17 protein-coding genes are annotated in these 20902 nt (G+C 39.7%); 10 read left to right on the forward strand and 7 right to left on the reverse strand.

The window, feature by feature from the left end:
• The first annotated feature begins 158 nt into the window (after positions 1-158).
• The 8 genes from KDU71_RS14535 to KDU71_RS14570 all read left to right on the forward strand — a co-directional run bounded on the left by KDU71_RS14535 (position 159) and on the right by KDU71_RS14570 (position 6058).
• The gene (locus tag KDU71_RS14535; protein WP_212191817.1) at positions 159-776 is read left to right on the forward strand and encodes a hypothetical protein; all 618 of its coding nucleotides are present in this window, start codon (positions 159-161) and stop codon (positions 774-776) included.
• Positions 777-787: 11 nt separating this feature from the next.
• On the forward strand, positions 788-1303 hold the full coding sequence (locus tag KDU71_RS14540; protein WP_212191818.1) for a hypothetical protein: 516 nt from the start codon (positions 788-790) through the stop codon (positions 1301-1303).
• A gap of 252 nt (positions 1304-1555) precedes the next feature.
• Positions 1556-2206, forward strand: a complete 651-nt coding sequence (locus KDU71_RS14545) for a hypothetical protein (RefSeq protein WP_212191819.1) — start codon at positions 1556-1558, stop codon at positions 2204-2206.
• A 5-nt stretch (positions 2207-2211) separates the two neighbouring features.
• Positions 2212-2853 carry a hypothetical protein gene (locus KDU71_RS14550; RefSeq protein WP_212191820.1) on the forward strand — a complete coding sequence of 214 codons (642 nt, stop codon included), beginning with the start codon at positions 2212-2214 and terminating at the stop codon, positions 2851-2853.
• Positions 2854-3109: 256 nt separating this feature from the next.
• Complete coding sequence (locus KDU71_RS14555; protein WP_212191821.1) at positions 3110-3751, forward strand: hypothetical protein; 642 nt, start codon at positions 3110-3112, stop codon at positions 3749-3751.
• A 19-nt stretch (positions 3752-3770) separates the two neighbouring features.
• On the forward strand, positions 3771-4574 hold the full coding sequence (locus KDU71_RS14560; protein WP_212191822.1) for a hypothetical protein: 804 nt from the start codon (positions 3771-3773) through the stop codon (positions 4572-4574).
• Positions 4575-4913: 339 nt separating this feature from the next.
• Positions 4914-5462: a hypothetical protein gene (locus KDU71_RS14565; protein ID WP_212191823.1), complete on the forward strand. Its 549-nt coding sequence runs from the start codon at positions 4914-4916 to the stop codon at positions 5460-5462.
• 224 nt (positions 5463-5686) lie between these two features.
• Complete coding sequence (locus KDU71_RS14570) at positions 5687-6058, forward strand: hypothetical protein (protein ID WP_212191824.1); 372 nt, start codon at positions 5687-5689, stop codon at positions 6056-6058.
• Between the two features lie 114 nt (positions 6059-6172).
• On the opposite strand, the gene KDU71_RS14575 is transcribed toward KDU71_RS14570, so the two are convergent.
• The 7 genes from KDU71_RS14575 to KDU71_RS14605 form a co-directional block, all read right to left on the reverse strand.
• Positions 6173-7894: a S41 family peptidase gene (locus KDU71_RS14575; RefSeq protein WP_212191825.1), complete on the reverse strand. Its 1722-nt coding sequence runs from the start codon at positions 7892-7894 to the stop codon at positions 6173-6175.
• A gap of 526 nt (positions 7895-8420) precedes the next feature.
• Positions 8421-8795, reverse strand: a complete 375-nt coding sequence (locus tag KDU71_RS14580; RefSeq protein ID WP_212191826.1) for an endonuclease domain-containing protein — start codon at positions 8793-8795, stop codon at positions 8421-8423.
• Between the two features lie 234 nt (positions 8796-9029).
• On the reverse strand, positions 9030-11387 hold the full coding sequence (gene pbpC / locus KDU71_RS14585) for a penicillin-binding protein 1C (protein WP_212191827.1): 2358 nt from the start codon (positions 11385-11387) through the stop codon (positions 9030-9032).
• A gap of 143 nt (positions 11388-11530) precedes the next feature.
• Positions 11531-13771 carry a TonB-dependent receptor domain-containing protein gene (locus KDU71_RS14590; RefSeq protein WP_212191828.1) on the reverse strand — a complete coding sequence of 747 codons (2241 nt, stop codon included), beginning with the start codon at positions 13769-13771 and terminating at the stop codon, positions 11531-11533.
• Positions 13772-13861: 90 nt separating this feature from the next.
• The gene (locus KDU71_RS14595) at positions 13862-14236 is read right to left on the reverse strand and encodes a hypothetical protein (RefSeq protein WP_212191829.1); all 375 of its coding nucleotides are present in this window, start codon (positions 14234-14236) and stop codon (positions 13862-13864) included.
• 67 nt (positions 14237-14303) lie between these two features.
• Entirely contained in the window at positions 14304-17078 is a 2775-nt protein-coding gene (locus KDU71_RS14600) for a TonB-dependent receptor (protein ID WP_212191830.1), read from the reverse strand.
• Between the two features lie 9 nt (positions 17079-17087).
• Positions 17088-17771, reverse strand: coding sequence for a hypothetical protein (locus KDU71_RS14605; RefSeq protein WP_212191831.1), 684 nt, complete (start codon positions 17769-17771; stop codon positions 17088-17090).
• Positions 17772-17985: 214 nt separating this feature from the next.
• Here KDU71_RS14605 and KDU71_RS14610 point away from each other — a divergent pair, with 214 nt between their 5' ends.
• Both KDU71_RS14610 and KDU71_RS14615 read left to right on the forward strand, forming a co-directional pair.
• Positions 17986-19188 carry a DUF4249 domain-containing protein gene (locus tag KDU71_RS14610; RefSeq protein WP_212191832.1) on the forward strand — a complete coding sequence of 401 codons (1203 nt, stop codon included), beginning with the start codon at positions 17986-17988 and terminating at the stop codon, positions 19186-19188.
• Between the two features lie 11 nt (positions 19189-19199).
• A complete protein-coding gene (locus KDU71_RS14615) occupies positions 19200-20867 on the forward strand; it encodes a hypothetical protein (RefSeq protein ID WP_212191833.1) in 1668 nt (555 codons plus the stop codon).
• The last annotated feature ends 35 nt before the right edge of the window (positions 20868-20902 follow it).

The raw sequence follows: 20902 nt of genomic DNA on the forward strand, positions 1-20902 counted from the left end.
CAAGGCATGGCAATCTGATTTTTGATTCAAATTGCAAGCTAAAAAGTGTAAACGATGTTTATATAACTTTGTAAAGGATGTTTGTATAACGTACCCCCGAAGGTGCAACGGGTGGTACTGGAAATACAGTATCATCAGACAAAACACCAAAGGAAAAGTTGGAATCTATTGCAGATTTGTCTTTAATACCGGATAATTTGCGCGATGAACTAAAAATGGCGTTAGAGAAAACAATTGAATATGTGGATAATAACTGCGTAGGAAAGTTTATAATAGATAAACTACTAAACAATAATGTTACCTTTAAATTTGTTTATAAACCAGATTTTGAATATTCAGCTGGCTATAAGTCAACAAGCAATGAGTTTATTCTTAAAACAATAGAATCATGGTATGGTACACAAATGTTTATACATGAATTAACCCATGCATTGCAAGATGCCTTGTATCCAACTGAAGTAATTGAAAGTGCTAGTTCAGGTTTACAAATAGGATATATTCAATTGGAACTTGAAGCCCATATAATTGAGGATTTGAGCAAGAGCGGGAAAGGAATAGAACAATATAAACGCTTAAGTTTGGATCGTAATATTCAACGTAATTATGAGCTTCAAATTCTTACAAAGCTAAAAGCTGGTGAATCAATAGACATGGAATATTTTAATGCACTTTTAGGACCGTTTGGAGAGTATTTTAATCCTGAATATAATACCCCACCCGATCTTAATTTTGTGCCAGCAATTTTTAAAATAGCATATTCAAACTGTAATAATTAAATTTATTAATTATGAGAATAATATATTTATCAATAGTATTACTATTTATTAGTTCATTTTCAAAAATAGATAGTCAAGAATTATATAAATTGAAACTGGACATAGGGTATGCCTATACACTTGTTGAGCAAGAAAACTATATTGAGGCTAATAAACAACACATTGCTTGTAAATTTGGGGATGACAATATTAAACCAGAGTATATTGGACGATGTTTTGATTATATCCAAAATATACTTAGCAAGCAAACTAGCTGGCCATTATCCCAACAAAAAGAAATGTCGCTTGATGTTTACGTTAATAATCAAGGGCAATTAATTAGCGTTTGTATTTATGCAAATGAAGATATCACTTTGGAGAGTGAACAAAATCAATTGATATCATTCTTTGTTGAAGTAAGTAAATGGCATGAACCATTTGTACCAGCAATATCTGACGACAACAATAAAATATATGGTTGGGCCTGGGCTAGTGGAGCATTTAAGTTTCCATTTAACCATGATGTGCCTCAAAAATTTCCTCGTTAATAGATAAGTTATTAATAATAATAAGAGTATATATCACTCAGTAGTGGGTATATACTCTTTTTTTACTTCAATAGCGAGATTTATGCTACAGTCGAAGACCCGGATGGTGGAGCCGGAGGTGGCACAACTCCTGGTGGTGATAACTGGTACGATCCGCCTGAAGGTGTAACGGGAGGTAGCACAACTTCCGGCGATGGAAAACAAATAATTGTACACGATCCTTGTGCCAGCGTAAATTATATCAATGCCGGTTTGCCTGAAGCTTACAAGCAACGCTTAAAAGAATTGAGAGAGAAAGCCAAAACAAACGTAGAGCATGGTACTATTTTTTACACCAATGGCACCCGCGACGATAGGGTTGGTTCGCCCAATGGGGGTACGGTTGATTTAAGCTGGAAACGCTATAAAACTGTTGATATGGTTGTGCATAACCACACTAAACGCGCTTCTGTTGGCAGCGATCAGCCTTTAAGTATTAGTTGCTTTAGCGCTACTGATATTGGTGCTTTACACAAAATGATTACCGAACCGGAAACCAAGCTATCGCCCAATTTTATATTTATGGTGATACACGATGAAGCCACCTATATTGTCCAAATAGATGATTTATCTAAATTTATAGAATCGGACTTTTATAATATGCGATTTGATTTTATAAAGATGCAAGAGCAAAGATTGCAAAGTGATGTTGAAGAACATGAACGTTTTGGAAGTAATTTTGAACCCCCTATTGATGAGTTTTCAAGAGAGGGTTTTGTGGGGTTGTTTGCTCAATATGGAATAAGCCTTTTGCGTTCCACAAATAATAGAGATTTTACCGAAGAGGATAAGTGGCATCATATTACAATAGAGCAGCCTAATCCGCGTGATAATAGAAACCTAATAAATCCATGTAAAAAGTAAATGCTATGAAAAAATCATTAATACTAATTGTAACACTGTTCTTACTAATCAGTTGTCAGGCACAAGAGAAAATGATTTATCCTAAATATGGTAATATAGGAGATAGAGAAATATATAATAATGTTAAATATCTTTCACTTAAACCAGAAGTAAAGCAAGCTTATAAAGCTATAATTGGCACTTGGGAAGAAGAAAATGATACTAATTTTAGATACATAATACGGTTTTATGAGCGAGATTTGGATGACAGGTCCTATTACAGAGATCACTGTAATGCCAGAAATATATCGCATCCTGATTTTCAAACAGATTTCGATATGATGATAGGAGGAACAGGATATGATAATATTAATAATTTGAATAAGATATTTTTTCGCATTGGTCCATCAAACTTTACCGGAGGGGTTAATCAGGTTTCTGTTAGTGGTTTTCTCCATGTTATAGATGACAATACATTGCGAATGGAGATCATGGGAGTTCAGCATCCTTCAGCAGATGATGAAGAGATAACGATACGGGCTGATTACAAAATAGAAACAGCACCAGCTGAAATATTGGAACGAGTGCCGGCTGTGTTGCGACAAAAGACGTTGACATTTAAGCGGCAAACTACCATTAATTCACCCAAAGAATTTATAAGGACCTAAGCGCTTTAATGTTTAACAAATGCAACCGATATTAATGTCAGGTTGCATTTGTGTTAAGTTGGATATTCAATTTTTGCTTGTGCTAAGCAATGAATCAGACTTCTGTGTATGAGTATAAGATGGTATAAGTTTATTGTATATGTCAAACCGTAAAAGTGGAGATTTTACTAATGAAAAATAATTATCATCAAATTACTAATAAGCAACCTAACCTGAGTAATGGAAAACTTGATTAATCCCTGTAATAATTAAAGCGATGAAGAAATTATCAATAATATTAGTAACGCTTGGATTATTAATTAGTTGTCAGGCACAGGAGAAGATTATATATACCAAATATGGTAATATTGGAGAAAAATTCAATTATAATGATGAGGTTTACATAAAGAATAAACAAGAAGTTATAGAAGTATACAAAGGACTGGTAGGCAATTGGAAAGCGACTGAAGTGAATGATTTAGCATTTAGGGTGCAATATGAAGAGTGCTTATTTAGTGGTAATGCCTATTATATAGATGAATGTTATGCTGATAATATTAATCATCCTGATTTTCAAACAGATTTCGATATGATGATAGGAGGAACAGGATATGATAATATTAATAATTTGAAAATGATATTTTTTCGTATTGGTCCATCAAACTTTACCGGAGGGGTTAATCAGGTTTCTGTTAGTGGTTTTCTCCATGTTATAGATGACAATACATTACGAATGGAGATCATGGGAGTTCAGCATTCTTCAGCAGATGATGAAGAGATAACGATACGGGCTGATTACAAAATAGAAACAGCACCAACTGAAATATTGGAGCGAGTGCCGGCTGTGTTGCGACAAAAGACGTTGACATTTAAGCGGCAAACTACCATTAATTCACCCAAAGAATTTATAAGGCCCTAAGCGCTTTAATGTTTAACAAATGCAACTTGTACAAAACATGAAACCACATGCTTTATTCTGTTTGATACTACTTCAGTTTTCTTGTCCCATAACTTCAGCCACACCGGTTATCACAGACGTGCTAATTGTTGACACAGATACATTTCATCTTTATACCTTTCCATTGGAAGATTATTTTGTTATGAAAGGAGATCATAAGCTAGGTGATGATGAATTGGTTGAAGGTTGGCCTTGGTCGCGTGGTTATATGGCTATCTGGCGCATTGAAGGCAGTGATTTATATCTGGTGGATTTAAGGCTTGCCAATGGTAAGCCATTCAAGCTCGAAGATGAATTTATGACGGATAAAGTACGTGCTGTCTGGTTTAGTGGAGAGTTACATAGCCCTCAAGGTGATTTAATACAATATCAGCATGCACCTTATGCCTCAGTGTATGAAAAGGAGGTGTATTACCAGGTTGAAGAAGGTGCCATTATTGATATTGTTGAGAAGAAGAATGTTGAATATAAAGACGGGTTATTATATCCTGGTCAGGATTTTATCCGAGATACTATTGCCTCTATGATTCAACGCCGGATGAATAAAAAAATATGGGATGATAAAACAGATAGAGAATCATACGCCCATTTGGTAGTTTCATTTACAATAGATGGTCAGTTGGATGCATACAGTGTTTTGCATCCGAATGATGACGTCCATCCGTTGCATCAAGAAATACTTAAAGCAGCTGATGTCTGCCTGCCTCAATTACCTCATTTAATGCCTGTAGATCATCCATTTTATCAGGGTTCAATTGTTAATATTTTTATAAGTAGTAATTAAAGCAATTGAAATTTAATCAAAAAATTGCAATAGGCATCCTTTATTTTTCTTAGCAGTGCAGACTCCCCTGGCTCTCTCGCGAATCCTTTCGAGCGGTAGTGTTTAAAGTATATGAGGGGAATCGCGTTTCTATTGGTACGATCAGCCTTTAAGCATTTGTTGCTTTAGTACTACATAGATAGAGTAGGAGTATATTTCGATACCTAATCCTATTTGAAAATATTAAAGCACATATCTATTTGGTAGGTGCGTTAATTTTTTTGGAAGTCTTAATTTAACCTCAAACGCAACCTTCAAACGCGTTTAGCATCTAATAGCTTGTATGGTAAACAACAAACTATGAAAACGCTAAAACTGTATGTGATACTTTGGGCCTTAGCTTCGCTTTTGTTAAGCTGTGACAGCTCTTCGAATAATGCTTTTGAGCTGGATAAGCCAGATGAGCTACCGGTGGAAAACTATGAAATCTATTCGCTTGCAATTGATGAACTTTTTGATGCCGAGCAAATAGTTATTGCCCAGGTCTCGCAAATGAATATTGAATTAGAGCCAAATAGTTCACATCATACCACATTAGCGAATAATAACCCAGAATTGAGTCCAGATCTGGTGACTGATTTAGTGACGCAAAACCAAGAAACAGTTGTGTTTGGCGAATTTTTCGATGGGTTTGGAAAGGATATCGTGTTGCTTAGCAGCGATGAGCAGAATGCCATTTTTGAGGGCCCCGAACTGAATGAAAGCTGGAACGACTTTTATAAGAAATATTCCAAATCGAATGGTATTATCAGTTTATCGCAGATAGGCTTTAATAGGGCGAATAATCAGGCGGTGTTTGAAATGGTACATATGGCGGCCAGTCTGGCCGCAACAGGCAGTATCATTTAACTGGTTAAAGAAGAGAACGGTTGGAGAGTGAAAGACATTGTTTATACCTGGGTGTCGTAGTTTGTGGTGCTTCTATTTGTAGAAATAGAACAATAATGAAGCAAGTAATTGTCGTTTTTGTAAAATGATAATACCAGCTTTGTTTAGCTATCCGAATCTCATTCTCTTTATATAATGTTGTTATCTTTAAATAATTTTTATTGTAATTCGAAAGATAACACCAGATGACTCTTGATATAATGAAGCACGAGTTAAGAAAGAATGACTCGATATTAATTCACAAAGAAATTAAAAAACTTACCAATAAAGCGCTCAACGAAATCTATCAATTTGAAAAGCATTATAAGGATTTAACGATTTATCCTGATTCTGTTTTAATCCAAATGAAAATCGACGAAGAGGCTCAGAAAAATATTTTTTATGCAGAAGGAAAAATATCTAATTATTCTGATGGATGCTATTATGGTGTTGTAGATCCGTTCCAATTATCAGGCCAACATGGATTTGGATTGGTTTATAGATTGGGAGAGGTTACCCCACTATTTATTATCATTATTGCGTTGTGTATGGTTATATTATTTAAAACGAAGAAGTAGCTCATGACATAGATAGTATTGTGTAAAACCAAAGTCTGGGCAAATATTGATAAGAAACAAAAAAGCGCTTACCAATCGGCAAGCGCTTTTTGCATTATCTATCTTTCCTGATTGTTAGCTTTTCTTGGCAGTGGCACGCCTGTCGCCGGCATGGCTGGCAACCGTTCCATCAAGCAGGCCCTTGTACTGATTCATATCTTTCAGTAATTTCTTGGCTTCCTCTAATTCGGCATCGTTCTGTAAACCGGCTTTTATAGCTCCTTTTTGGTAGTAGTAACGCTTGGTTATCTCCAACACCATTAACTCCCTAATTTCGTCCTCAAACTGACGCATATCCTTTTCTACGTCCAGCTTCAATAGCGCTTCCATGGCAGTAAAGTCCTCTTCAGCTTTTTCGTAATAACCTTCGCGCTTGGCCGTCTTCACCAGCTCCTTAAATTTCTCCTGCGAGAGTGACTCGTATTTGAAATCCTCTTTGGCCTTAACAAACTCAATGAAGCGGTTGTATTCGTCATCGGAGATAGCAAATGCTTCAGGGGCATCTATACTTTTGTTGCGCAGCACAAATTCGGTAGCATAGTCAAAAATCATTTGCTGTACCACCAGTGCAAAGGTTACATTGGCATATTTGTGCGATTCTACTTTGATATCTGGCGAGATACCACCGCCATCAAATACCGAGCGGCCATTTTTAGTTTTGTATTCACTAATCAGCGAGTCGGCTACTAAACCAACCGCTCCATCTTCATCGCGGTGCGTGTAGTCCAAAGCCTGTATACAACGGCCCGATGGGATGTAGTATTTGGCTGTGGTTACCTTTAACTTGGCATTATACGATAGGTTACGAGTTGTTTGCACCAGGCCTTTACCAAACGAACGCTGACCTAATACTACTGCGCGGTCTAAGTCCTGTAATGCGCCCGATACAATCTCGGAAGCAGAAGCCGACCCGCGGCTGATTAATACGGCCAAAGGCATCACAGTATCAATAGGTTCGCGCATGGCGTTGTAGGTTTTGTCCCACTGTTTAACTTTACCGCGTGTACTCACCACTTCAGAGCCCGATGGCACAAATAGGTTGACTATCTTTACAGCTTCGTCCAATAGGCCGCCCGGATTAGCTCTCAGGTCAAGCACCACGCTTTTGGCACCCTGCTTATCGCGTAAGTCCAAAAAGGCTTTTTCAACTTCCCGCGCACAGTCCTGGGTAAAGTTATTTAGTTGGATGATACCGGTTTCGTCGTTCACCATGCCGTAATAAGGCACAGGATTGATTTGTATTTTCTGGCGCTCCAGCTCAATATTAATGGGCTTTTTTTCACCAGGGCGCTCTACTTTAATTTTTAAAGTTGTTTTGGCTGGGCCTTTCAGCATTTCGCTTACATCCGGCGTGTTTTTACCAACCATGCTCTTGCCATCAATTTCCAAAATTTTATCGCCTGTCTTCAGGCCAGCTTTGGCAGCCGGAAAACCTTCGTAAGGCTCAGCGATCACCACATATTCGCCTTTCTTCGATATTAATGAACCAATTCCCGCATACTCGCCGGTGGTCATAAAGCGGAAGTCTTCCATATCCGATTCGGGAATGTAAGTAGTGTATGGGTCCAGCGACTCAAGCATGTTATTAATCCCTTCAGTAATTAGCTCTTCGGGGTTGGTTTCATCCACGTAATAGCTGTTTACTTCGCGGAATAGGGTGTAAAAGATATCGAGGTTTTTAATGACTTCGAAGTTGCGTTTATCATCGTTGAAGCTATACAGCCCCAACAGCATCACCATCACCAGTGTTACACCAGTGATCCATCTTACTCTGCGTGTTCTTAAAAAATTATTCATATGCAGTCGTTATTGTTTTACCTGAATGACTAAACCTTACCGAATGACTGAATACAGCAAGGACCTTGTTAATAGTGAGGTTCACAAAGTTAATATTTCATACAAAAGAAGCAAGTTGTCTGCTTGCTGTGAGATGGGACTTTAACTTATTATTAACCAAATAGTGTGCTTGAGTGTTCATTTGGTGTGAATTAATGAGGTGGTTGATTGTAAAAATCAGTTCTTGTGCATTACAATCAATATAGTGAGTTGAAATGGATTTCCCCCTTGGTGAAGGGGGTCGGGATGTTAGGAAATTATGAGGTGTTGGAAACCGGGGGATTGGCTATTTCGTAAATCAATTCCCCTAATGTTGTCATCTTGTAACATCTGCAATAACTGTTCCCCTTTCTCCAAAGGGGAAATCTGTATATAATTAATTGTTAGATGATTTATAGAATCTCACCCCCCTTCGCCAAGGGGGGGGATGTTAGGAAACTTTAGATTAGGAGTAACCGGGGAGCGGCAACTAATCAAAGTTTGGTTGTTAACCTAACTCCTGTTCTAACTCTTCAACCTTTGCTTCAATACACCGTATAACATTATTCAGATTCCTCTTAACGTCAAATTCATCGATTCGTAGAATCTGATAGCCAAGGGAATTAAGTATAGCATCTCTTTGCTTGTCTTTGTCAACCTTAAACTGATGAGAATATCCATCCACTTCTATGATAAGTTTTAATCTTCTGCAAATAAAGTCAACAATGAATTCAGCAATAGGATATTGCCGGTTAAATTGATATCCATACATCTTTCTTGCTCGTAAGGCTTCTTTCCATAGAATTATTTCGCCATCTGTTGAGTTATTACGCAGCTCTCGAGCATATGATTTGAAACTTTTATTGTAGTTTGATTCAGACATAACTTAAAGATAATCAAAACTAAAATGATTCAAAGAGAGGAAGTTGTAAATCAATTCCCCTAATGTTTTCATCTTGTAACATCTGCAATAACTGTTCCCCTTTCTCCAAAGGGGAAATGTTGGATTAACCTGTTTTTTATTAATGATTTATCTTGTTTATATAGCTTTCCCCTTGACGAAAGGGGTAGTTTATAAGAATGTTTTGGTATTTAGGAGATTGGGGGATTAACCATGTTATTGATGTTGGCCTTTCCCCATCGATTCAAAGCGCACAATACTTGAGTTACCCTCTTCATCAGTAATCAGCAGGTTGTGCCAGCCTTTGTCAGGTACAATGGCTACCTGGTGATGGAACTGTGTTTCGCCAATATACTCATTATCCAGATGCCAGAACAAACGCGATGAGGGCTTGCGATGTGTGGCTTTGCAGATGATACGTCCCAATTGACCATCCAACTCAAGGGGGGCATACAGCTGTGCATTATTCCGCGGGTAGATAATATCAATGGCATGCTGTTGCTCATGGCAGTCTGATTTAAAAGGAGGAAGTGGTTTGTATAGTGGATTGCGCGACTGGTAGTACCAGGCCATCATCGGCGGCAGCACGAACCAACTCTTGTGTTGCATCAGGTGAGGCGGATAACAATCGGCATTGACACGGTATTTTTCATCGGCACTTAAATGCACTAAGTGATGGTATGGACACACAGGCACCTGGTGTTCAATGGCTGGCAAGTACATTGTGTCAACATCGGCACAATGCTGCGATGCTTTATAACCACTTTGTTTGCAAACCAGGGCAGCATGCATATCGTCATAGGGTGCCATAAACCATGAGGTGGCAGGTAAGTGGCGATACAATTCAAACATCACCGGGGCGGCTGCGCTACCACCAATTATGCCCGGACGTCCTTCGCCACTGGCATTACCAACCCAAACTCCAACAGTGTATTCAGGTGTAACACCCACTGCCCAGGCATCACGAAAGCCGAAACTGGTGCCTGTTTTCCAGGCAATCTTGCGGCCCGATGAAAAATTCTCCCAGCCGGTTTCTTCTTCGGGTCGTTGTACGTTGGTGAGTGCTTCAAACGTGTAGTAGATTGATGAGGCTGATAATACTGTTGGTTGAAAGCTATAGGCATTATCAGGGTGTTTTTCTTTTGTTCTAAGGCGAGCCAGGCGGAATGCGGAAGTATTGTACTGGCTCGATTCGGAGGTATAGGTGAGCAGGCTTCTGGCCATGGACGAATAGACTGATGAGAGTTCGTACAGAGTTGTTTCGGCACCTCCCAGTATCAACGATAAACCGTAGTGTGACGGGGCTTTGTTGATGGTAGTGATTCCCAGTTTCTTTAGGAGGTCATGAAATTTATCGGTGCCATATTCTTTTTGCAGGCGTACAAAGGGTACGTTTAATGAGCGGGAAAGGGCAGTATGAGCTGGTACGGCACCATCAAATTGGCGACTGTAGTTTTTGGGCGAAAAGTCGCTGTAATAGGTGGGAATATCGGCCATCAGCATGTGTGGCAAGAGCTGACCATCGTCTAAGGCCGCCGCGTATAAAAAGGGCTTAAGTGTGCTTCCACTGCTGCGTTGTGCCTGGATGATATCGACATCGTGGCCGCTGATGCTGGTGTTAAACGATGAATTACCAACGTATGCCAGTACATCTCCGCTTTTGTTATCGATAACAATTGCCGCCAGGTTATGTATTTCGTTGTGCCGATAGATGCTGTAGAAATTCTCAACTATCTGGTTCGATGTTTTTTGAATCTGCTGGTCAAGCGTGCTTCTAAAGCTGCTTTGACCATATCGATAACAAAGCGTATTGAGCAGGTGAGGTGCCTCATGGGGCAACGCCAGTGGTTTATCTGGGAGTGGTTCGTCACAGGCCAGCAGGTATTCGGTGGAGTCAATAACTGAATTATCCAGAAGCTTACTCAATAGCCTATTGCGTTTATTCAAAAGCACCTCGCGGTTACGCCCTGGGTGAATCAAAGCTGGTGCATTGGGTAATACGGCCAGTAAAGCCGATTCGCTCCAGGATAGATTGTATGCCGAACGACCAAAGTAGCGCCAGGCAGCAGCTTCAATGCCCACCACATTACCTCCGAAGGGTGCGTGAGCGGCATACAATGCCAGAATCTCCTTTTTTGAATAGCGGCATTCCAGTCGGGTGGCCTGTATGGTCTCTATCAGCTTATTCCACAGGGTGCGATCGCGATCAAAAGCCATGCGAATGACCTGCATTGTCAGGGTGCTTCCTCCACTTTTAACCTCACCTGCCCGTAAGTTTTGCCAAGTAGCACGCAGCAGCGAGACCGGGTTAAAACCGGGATGGTAATAGAAATACTCATCTTCGAAAAGGATAATGGCCTGTCTAAATTTGTCCGGTACCGAATCGCCCGCTTCAAAGCGCCACTGGCCATCTTTGGCTATGTGTGCAGATAGTAGCTGACCATCTTGTGAGTTGATGATTTTGGAGTATGGCTCATCAAACAGTTGCTGCGGCAAACAAAAATAGTAGCCAATGAGCAGGATAGGCAATAATGCCCAAAGGTGTTTTTTGCGGATGTTGAAGGCCTTTATCATGGCATTCAAAATTATAAAACTTAAACCATTTTACATCGAAGGTGTCGTTATTATAGAAGTTAGGTAGGTTTAAGGGATTGTTGAAAACGGATGATACCAAATGATGATAACATCCGTTCCTGTATTGTCTTGCAAATAATTAACTATAACCTTGCTACAAGTGTGAATATCATGCTTCTTCCCGGCGCATTTATGGCATTGCTAGTGCCTTTTACCGAGCGGGTGAGGTGTTCGTAATACGTCTCATCAAATAAATTATTGACAGCTGCATTGACCTCCAGATGTTTATTGATGCGGTAATTCAGCGAAACATCTATCAAACTGAAGGCTGGTGTTGCTGTTTCACCAAAGCTTTCAGCAATGCGATCTTGCTTCAGCACATGGCGGAAACTGACTTCCGGTCGCAGATGATTGTTGAGGTAATTGCCGGATAGCTTGTAACGCATATCCATCGGAGCAATTTCAGGGAGTGCCTCTTCAGTGTATTTGTTTTTTCCATAAGTATAGGCCAGACTCAAACGTTGCTGCAGCTTGGCTGGTAGTTGTTGTAACCAAACCGCCTCGAAACCCATTAGTTGCGCCTGGTCGATGTTGGTGAACTGGCGCACGCCCGGACTGCTTGGCATTTTGGGCGATATATCATCACGAATTTCTGAGGAGATGTAATCATTAATTATAGCCATAAAACCGGTCAGCTGAATCTGTGTGCCTTTATTTTGGTACTTCAGGTTGATATCTACCTGGTTATTCTTCTCGGAAGAAAGCTCGGGGTTACCAATCATCTCGTAAGGATCAACACCAACCGGCAAAAAGTTAATGTAGCGTTCGGTGATGCTACCACTTCGCTCGGCATGACCAATCCAAAGTTCTCCCATCAAGTGTGGCAGTAATTGTCGGCTCACACCGAAGCTTAAAGAGGTATTGAGCGTGTTGGCATCCATTTCTGTGTAATGGGATGCAAAGTTAGCATCCGGCTTATCGGCATCGGCCTGGTTGTATTCCAGTCGGGCCGAGTAGGTGAGTTGCCATTGGTTGTAAAAACTCTGGAACTCTGCAAAAGCCGCCAGCTTATTGATGTAAGCATCTTGCCAAACATTATCGTAGACTGTTTTATCCGTGTTGGGCCCCATTAAAAAATGACGGCTTCGTTCTCCTTCCGCTTTATCAGCTCTAAAGTCCATACCCGCATACAGCTGATTATTGCCAAAGAGCCAGTGACCTTCTGTTCGGCCACCATAATTGTATGTTTTGGCTGCTGTAACTGCATCCACATTGCGCGGCTCAATGATTTTATCGTAATTATCCATTAGGTGATCCACATAGGTAGCGTACAGATTCGTGCGCCATTCTTTTAGGTTTTTATCAATAAGGATGCTGTGTTGTAAGCTGGTCAGCCAGGTGTCATCTTCACGCAGATCCATTGGTAATGCGGGAAAATCCACATCCTTGGCATAGTTGCGACTGATATTGACGCGAAGACTTTGCGCATCGTTGAGTTTGAAGCTCATTAATGAACCAAAGTTATTGCGGTAAAACGATGAAAGCACTTCGTTGCCATCGCCATCTTCATAATTACCACCGTCTGAAAGTGAACCAAACAGTTTAACGTCGTAGGATTTTCCGGAAAAACCAACCAGGGCCTCACTTCTGTAAATGGTGCCATTGGTTTCGTAACTACCCGAAAATCGACCTGTTACTGCTGTTTCGGTGGTGTAATGGGGAGCTTCTGTCTGAAAATTGATGGTGCCGCCTAAAGCACTACCATAGCGCAATGAGTATGGACCTTTCAGTACCGTTATTTGTGATAGCATATTAACCGGCATCTGGCTGCTGGGGGGATCCATGCGGTTTGGGCAGGCCGCATTGGCACTTTGGGCGCCATCCAAAACAATATTTAATTGCTCGTATTTAAAACCCCGCAGTACAGGATCGAAGCCGTAATTGCCACTTTTACGGATGAGTGCTATCTCAGGTAATTGAGAGAGCACATCGGCGGCATCGTGTGCCAGGCGATTTTGATTATTAAATGAGATGGACAATGAATCAGCAACTGGTCGGTGTAATGCTATAATACTGACCGGCTGCAGCTCAAATTGTTGCTTTGATAGTGTTAGCTGTCCGGATTGGAATATAGGTTCCATTTGCTGGGCATCTAACACTAAAACACCATATTGCAGGTGAGAGAGTGTCAGGGTCGATCGATGGTCATTGTTAAGAGTAATCGTACCATTGGCATCGCTTATGCCTTGCAGCTGGCCATATTGATAGGTCGCATTGCTAACAGGAGTTTTCTGCTGCCTGTCAATAAGCTGAATGGATTGCGCATAGGATTGAGAGGAGGTGGTACACAGTAGTACCACCACGAATAAAATGAATTTCTTCATGTATGAATTTACTAGTGATTAAACGAATGTAATATTGGTGTATATGCCAATAAGAATTACTGATGAGCATTGGCAGGTACAAAAAGGTGGTTACATTAATCGTTTTTGTGGGGGATGAAATACATCACTGATAAATGAGTTGACAAACTGACATTGCAGCTCTTTATAGCGAATAGTTGTGTGGGCTGAACCAGGTTGATTTTTAATAATTTCAAGCGGAAAGAAGTCAATGAGTAGCTTTTCTCTTGATTGGTTTGGATTGCTTTCCTCTTGCTCATTCTGTTGCTCCATCTGCTTTTTCAACTGGCAGCAACCCTGGCAGGAGTTATCTTCAATGTCTTTTTGAATACACAGGGTTTTGGCAATGTAATCCTGGTTTATTTTGAATACCAGCAGAGTAAAGCTGTCCTGCATAGTGGCAATGAGGCTAACCAGAACGAGTAATATGACAATGCTGTATTTCAAAAAAATGGATGTGTTTTGCCGGTATTAACAAAGCCACATCCATGAATGTTTTTGTACTTCTTAGGATTTAAAAATCATCCTTGGCGTTGCCCATAAATTTAAAGTTGTAGGTAACTGTAAATATCGGTTGGCCAAATATTGACATTTTATAGCCTTGTATACGGTCACCTTCGCTTCGGAAAAAGATGTTGTAGGCATTTTGACGACCCATTAAATTATACACCGCAAAGGTCCAGGAACTGTGGTTGAGTTTTTTAGCCACCAGGTTGCCGTTGATGGTTGCCGCCACATCCATACGAATGTAATCGGGCATGCGCATAGAGTTACGATCGGAGTAATACACCTTATCAGCACCACCAAAATTATAGTAGGCCACAGGAGCAGTAAAAGGACGGCCAGTGCTGTAAAACAGGTTGGTAGAGATGTTCATCCGTCGGCTGAACTTATAGTTAGCCACCACTTTAAAATCGTGTGGTTTGTCGTAATTAGCCGGAAAATAGTCACCATTATTCACTTGCTCTTCCTCAAATTCACTATCTATCTGATGAAGGATTCGTGAGTAAGTATAGTTAACCCATCCTGTTAGTTTTCCGCGTTTCTTCTGCACCATCAGTTCCACACCATAGGCTTTTCCTTTGCCATTGAGTACGTCAGTCTCAAGATGCTCATTCATCACCAGTTGGGCACCACCCTTGTAATCGATGATATTATCAAGGGTTTTGTAATAGGTTTCAACTGAAGCTTCGATACTTCCATTGCGCAGGTTTTTATAATAGCCTATGGAGAATTGATCGCCACGCTGAGGTTTCAGGTATTTATCGCTGAGCTTCCAAATATCAGTGGGAGCCATAGCGGCGGTATTCGATATCATCTGAATGTATTGATACATCCGGTTGTAACCAATTTTTAATGAGCTGGTACCACTTAGGCGGATGTTGGAAGAAAAGCGTAGCTCAGGCCCTGAGTAAAAGGTGATAGGTCCACTGCCATGCTGTGTGGTGTCGGTGATGTTTTCGGTTGTACGAGGAAGACCAGTTGTGTAGTTGTATTGTGTTTTTGGTCCAAAGTTGCTGTAGAATGAATACCGTAAGCCAGCTGATACAGACATGAAATGCGTCAGATCGAATTCATCGCTGATGTACAAAGCGCCTTCCAGGGCTTGTTCCTGCTCAAGCTCTTTAAAAGCAATAAGCGATTCGGTAGAGGTGGGGCTTTGTTTCCCCGGTGATAAATCGTACCAGGTGGCATTCAGTCCAAAATCAATCTTGTGGTTTTTACTCGAATGGTACGAGAAATCAGACTTAAAGCTGTATTGATTTAGTTTGTAATCAATTTGATGCAGTAAGCTGGAATCGGTTCTCGATTCGGTGGTGTAGTCGTAGTTACTCATTATACCCGAAAAGGTGGAGAAGAGCTTCGGACTGAAAATGTGCTTCCACTTGATGGTGGACGCGATGGTGTTGTATTCAAAGGCATCTTCGGTGTAATAATCAAAATCATCGTGACTGTAATAGCCTGTTACATACACACTGTTTTTATCATTTATGTCCCAAGAGAAGCTGCCTTGTAAATCATGGAAATTAGCCGAACTGTTCTTGAGTTTTGCATCATCCAGCAGTTTTAAAACCCAGTCGGAATAAGTGGTGCGGGCAGCCAGAATAAACGAACTTTTATCCTTTTTAATGGGCGATTCCAATGTCAATCTTCCCGACACAGGACTGATACCGCCATTCAGGCGCGTTTCTTTACGATTGCCCTCTTTCACAGTCATGTCCATTACAGAGGACACACGTCCGCCGTATTTGGCCGGAATACCACTTTTGTATAGTGTTATATCCTTAATGATGTCGGAGTTAAATCCTGAAAAGAAGCCAAAGAAATGAGAGGTATTGATAATGGGGGCATCGTTCAATAGTATGAGGTTTTGGTCGGTACTGCCTCCGCGCACATTAAACCCGTTAGATGCTTCACCAACACTTTGAACACCTGGCAACAGGAGGGTGGTTTTTATCACATCGGCTTCACCCATTCCCAAGGGTAATTGTTTCAGGGTTTTCATGGTGATTTTTTCCATACCCATGCGCAGATTCCGAACCGGATCCTCATTTTTAGCGGTGATGGTCACTTCTTTAAGTGATGTGGGTTTACTTTTCATTTCCACATCAAGTGAACCATCTGAATGAATAACAACGTTGCGATAGGTGGTCTTCATCCCAACCGATCGGTATTCAACCTTATAGCGACCGATGGGTAAAGAAAATGAATAATGACCGTAGAGGTTGGTGACCGTACCGTTTTTTAAATCATCGATGTAAACAACGGTCCCTACCAGTGGTTCACCACTTTCTAAATCGGTTATTTTACCACTCAGGGTGGCTACATGAGAAGATGGTGTTTTGGCCTGGTTGCCAATGGTAAATACCATGTACTCTTTACTAATGGTTCTTTGTATATCTTCTTCTTTTTGTGGAGCTTCGTAAATGACAGAATCTATTGCTATAGCCTCTCTATCTTTAATATAGCTGGAGAAAAGTTCAGCAAAGTCAGTTTTAACCTGGTAGTTCTTTGTAAAAACTACCTTATTGTTATTTAAAATGGTGTATTTAAGTCGGCTGTTTTCAGCAAGCCATTTGATAGCATTAATTACAGAGGTTTGTTTTAGGTTAATATCCAGATAAATACTATCGGTCCATGCATTTGAGTAAAAGAAATGATAGTCTGAGTTTTTTTCTACAAAATCTATCACTTCATCAAATTGGATAGAGTCTTTTTGTAAGCTGATTGTTTGCCCGAAGGCAGCAAACACAGGTATAAAAGCAAGAATAAGTATTAGGCGTTTCATAGGGTAGGCTTATAGGGAATCAATAAATTGGATAACTTGAATGAGTTGTGAGTTATCCATCTTCTTGTAAGAGTAATTGATAGATTTTATTTTTCGTCTCAACTGTTTTTTATGCTCTGGCAAAAGGGCAACTAATTTCTTTTTTGTGCTCACATTGTGTGAATAATGGTCGTTGAATAAAATAAAACGATCTGTGGTATACCGAAAAGTTGTCTGGGCATTGTTAACGCCCCGTATTACGTAGTGCTTAATTAATAAAGTAATGTTGTCTGATTTATATAATCTTTGATAAAATCCTGGTTCTAATCCGGGTGGGCATTCTTGCTTTTTATAATTAATGAGTTGGTAGTTTTCCCGGTCAAAACTAATCGTAAAAGAATCGACTTCATTTTTCTTTAATTGAACATACACATTTGAAAACTTAAAATAATCAGGCACCACAATCAATAAATCTTTGTATATATCATATGTTAATTGCTTTTTGGCGTATTCTTTTCCATGCATATAAATACTGCCAATGCCTGAGGTGCTGTTCAGAAAGGGATTATCTTGGGTAGGATGGTGGTAAGGTTTGTACTCTCTGCCGTTAATGTATTTAAATTCACTCTCAAAGGTTTGTTGGTAGAGTTCCAGGGCTCTGGTTGTGTCAGAAGATGTTGGACTATTTTGAGCGCTAATTGATGTGCAAGCCATAAATGTGCAAAATATACACATGCGGATTAGGTTGAGGTATAGCATATAGGTTATGTTTAAGTAAAGCGTTGCAACAAAAATATAAAAAGCTAGTGATTCTCTAGTGTTTAATTCTATTATTCAATCATTTGCATTAAAAATTATATAAAGTATGATTTTTTTTTTGCAGCTTTGAGCTTATTAAACTTAAAACCACAACTTAATCTAACTCCATATGTATCGAAAAATAGTCTATGTTTTTCTCCTGACTTTTTGTATGATATCCTGTCTTGAACCTTATGATGTGGATATTGCTGATTATGAAGATTTATTGGTAGTAGATGCTTTAATAACCGATGAGGCGAAAAACCATCGTGTTTATTTATCGCGTTCTGTTCCTAATTTGGATGAAACACCTCAGGTAGAATCTGGTGCTTTAGTGATTATTACCGATGAAGATAATAATGAGGAAGTATTAACGGAAATTAGTCCTGGTGTTTACGAAACCGATAAACTACAGTTCAAGGCTAAGGTAGGGGGTACATACTCCTTAAGTATTCGTACATCAGCAGGAGAAACTTATCTTTCATCTCCATGTACTTTGTTGCCACCTACATCTATTGATAATGTTCATTTTAGGGTAGCGAAGGAATGGAATGTTGATGAGACGGAAGAATTGTTTGGAGTAAATATACTGGTAGATGGCAGCTCCTATGACGGGGGGTATGTGAGATGGTTATACGATGAAGACTGGAAGTTTAGAGTGCCATTTCCAATATTGATGGAGTATAACTATGAACTGGGAGACTGGGAACATGTGGCGCCCGCCAATGTAACATGCTGGAAGAATAGTATTTCTGATCAGGTCGTGATACATTCATTTGGGAATCAAAACTCAGCCGAGCTGAAAGATAAGAAAGTGTGTTTTGTGCCATCTGAAGTAACTGATAAGCTTTCTGTCAGGTATAGTATTTTGGTTAAGCAGTTGAGTATATCAAAAGAGGAATATGAGTTTTGGAATAAACTTAAAATATCAACAGAAGACGTTGGTGATGTATTTGGTACGCAGCCGTTTTCAATACGAGGGAATATTAAAAATGTGAATAATCCAAAAGAACCTGTACTTGGTTACTTCCAAACAGGTAGTGCGGTTACTCATCGTATATATATCGATAGAAATGAAATAGCAGATTTAGAGTTGCCTATTATAAAATACGATCATGGATGCAGAGTTGATTCATTTATAGCCGATGGCTTGTCTTATAATTCGCCCTTAGAGATTTACGAAGCATTAGTGCAAACAGGGTCTTATAATTTATATGACGCCATTTATGCAGAAAATAGCATGGCTGTGATTGGTTTGTTGCTGGCACGTCCTGTGTGCTCGGATTGTACACTTACGGGCAACGATCAACAACCTGACTTCTGGGAAGACTAACCACTAACACTATGAAAGAGAAACTTTTAATCTTATGCATACTGTGCAGTATATTTTTTACTGTGTCTGCACAGGAAAAATTGGTAATAACTGCCGATAGAAGCATCTATATTGGAGGGGAAGATATTTGGTTTACAGTGATGAATTTAGATGGGGAATCTAATCGGTTTTCAGACCTTAGTAAAGTAGCCTATATTGAACTGTTAAATGCGGCTAATGTGCCGGTTATACAGGAGAAAGTATATTTTCATAATGGTACAGCCACTTCTCAGATAAGTATCCCTGATAGTGTTTCAACAGGGAATTATTTACTAAGAGCCTATACTAAATGGATGACAAATTTTTCGGCTGACACCTATGAGCACGTGATTATCTCTATTGTTAATCCCTTTGCCAATAATTCATTGCCTGCTTTTAAAGCTGATACTATTAGTGAGAAATCAACTGAACAGAAGAGCTTAACAAGTAGCGTAGTTAAAGGGCTGCAGAAAAATTATAAAAATCGGCAGCAAGTAGCGTTAAGCATAGATTTGCAAGAAAAAGACTGGCAACATCTGAATGTCTCAATCATTAAATCGTGTCTATACCACCCTGTTGATAGACTTAAATCAGAAAGCCATTATTTAAAAGAGATAGAAGAAGAGTCTATTAAGATTCCGGAACATCGAGGAGAAATTATAAAAGGTAGGATAACAAATATTCAATCCGGACTGCCCATTGTTAATGAGAAAATGATGCTGAGTTTTGTGGGGCAGAACCCAGTATTGAAATTCTCAGTGACCGATTCAACAGGGGGTTTTTTATTTGAAGTTAATCGTTTTGGTGAGCAGGAAATGGTCATTCAGCCTTATTCATCGGACACCACAAAGCTTAACTATAAGGTCACTTTGGAAGATGCTTATTCAGGTAAATATTCTGAAAGCAAACTACCCGATTTGGTGCTGGATTCCGCTACAGTTAAGGAGATTAATTCTGCCATTGTAAACATGCAGATTAAAACCATATATTCTGCACACAGACCCAATATAGCTACTGCTGATTCCATTGAAAAAATGGAAGCGTTCTATGGAGAACCTGAAAATACTGTTTTAATAGGTAGGTATATTGATTTGCCAACTACTGAAGAAGTAATCAGGGAGATTGTTCCCAGTGTTTTCCTCAGGAAATCGGATGGCGAGTATTACGTCAAGGTGTACGAAGATAAATCGATGTACCCCAGGGAAGGCAAGACAATGACTTTTGTGGATGGAGTGCCCGTTAATGATTTCAAAAGAATTCTTAATATATCGCCCGAATATCTTGAAAGGATAGAAGTACTCAACCTGAACTATTATTACGGTGATGAAAACCTTGGGCGTTTGCTCTTGTTTTTTACCCAGGATAATGATATGGGAAACATGGAATTTGATCATCGTATATTCAGGCAAGCCTATAAAGGCTATCTATATAACTATCAGTACCGGAACCCGGATTATAGTCGGGAAGAAGGTATGAAGTCGCGTTTGGCAGATTACCGGAATCTTTTGTATTACGCTTCGTATAGCGATTTGGATGATACAAAACAAGTTGACTTTGAATTTACCACAGGTGATGATGTTTCAGATTATACGATTATAATGACCGGGATTAACGAAAAAGGCCAAAAAGAGACCGTTTCTGAATCGTTCAGGGTGGAATAGTAAACCAATCATTAAAAAGATTCTTTATTCTTTCT

This window comes from Carboxylicivirga sediminis (assembly GCF_018156225.1).
In the GTDB taxonomy this organism is placed as follows: domain Bacteria; phylum Bacteroidota; class Bacteroidia; order Bacteroidales; family Marinilabiliaceae; genus Carboxylicivirga; species Carboxylicivirga sediminis.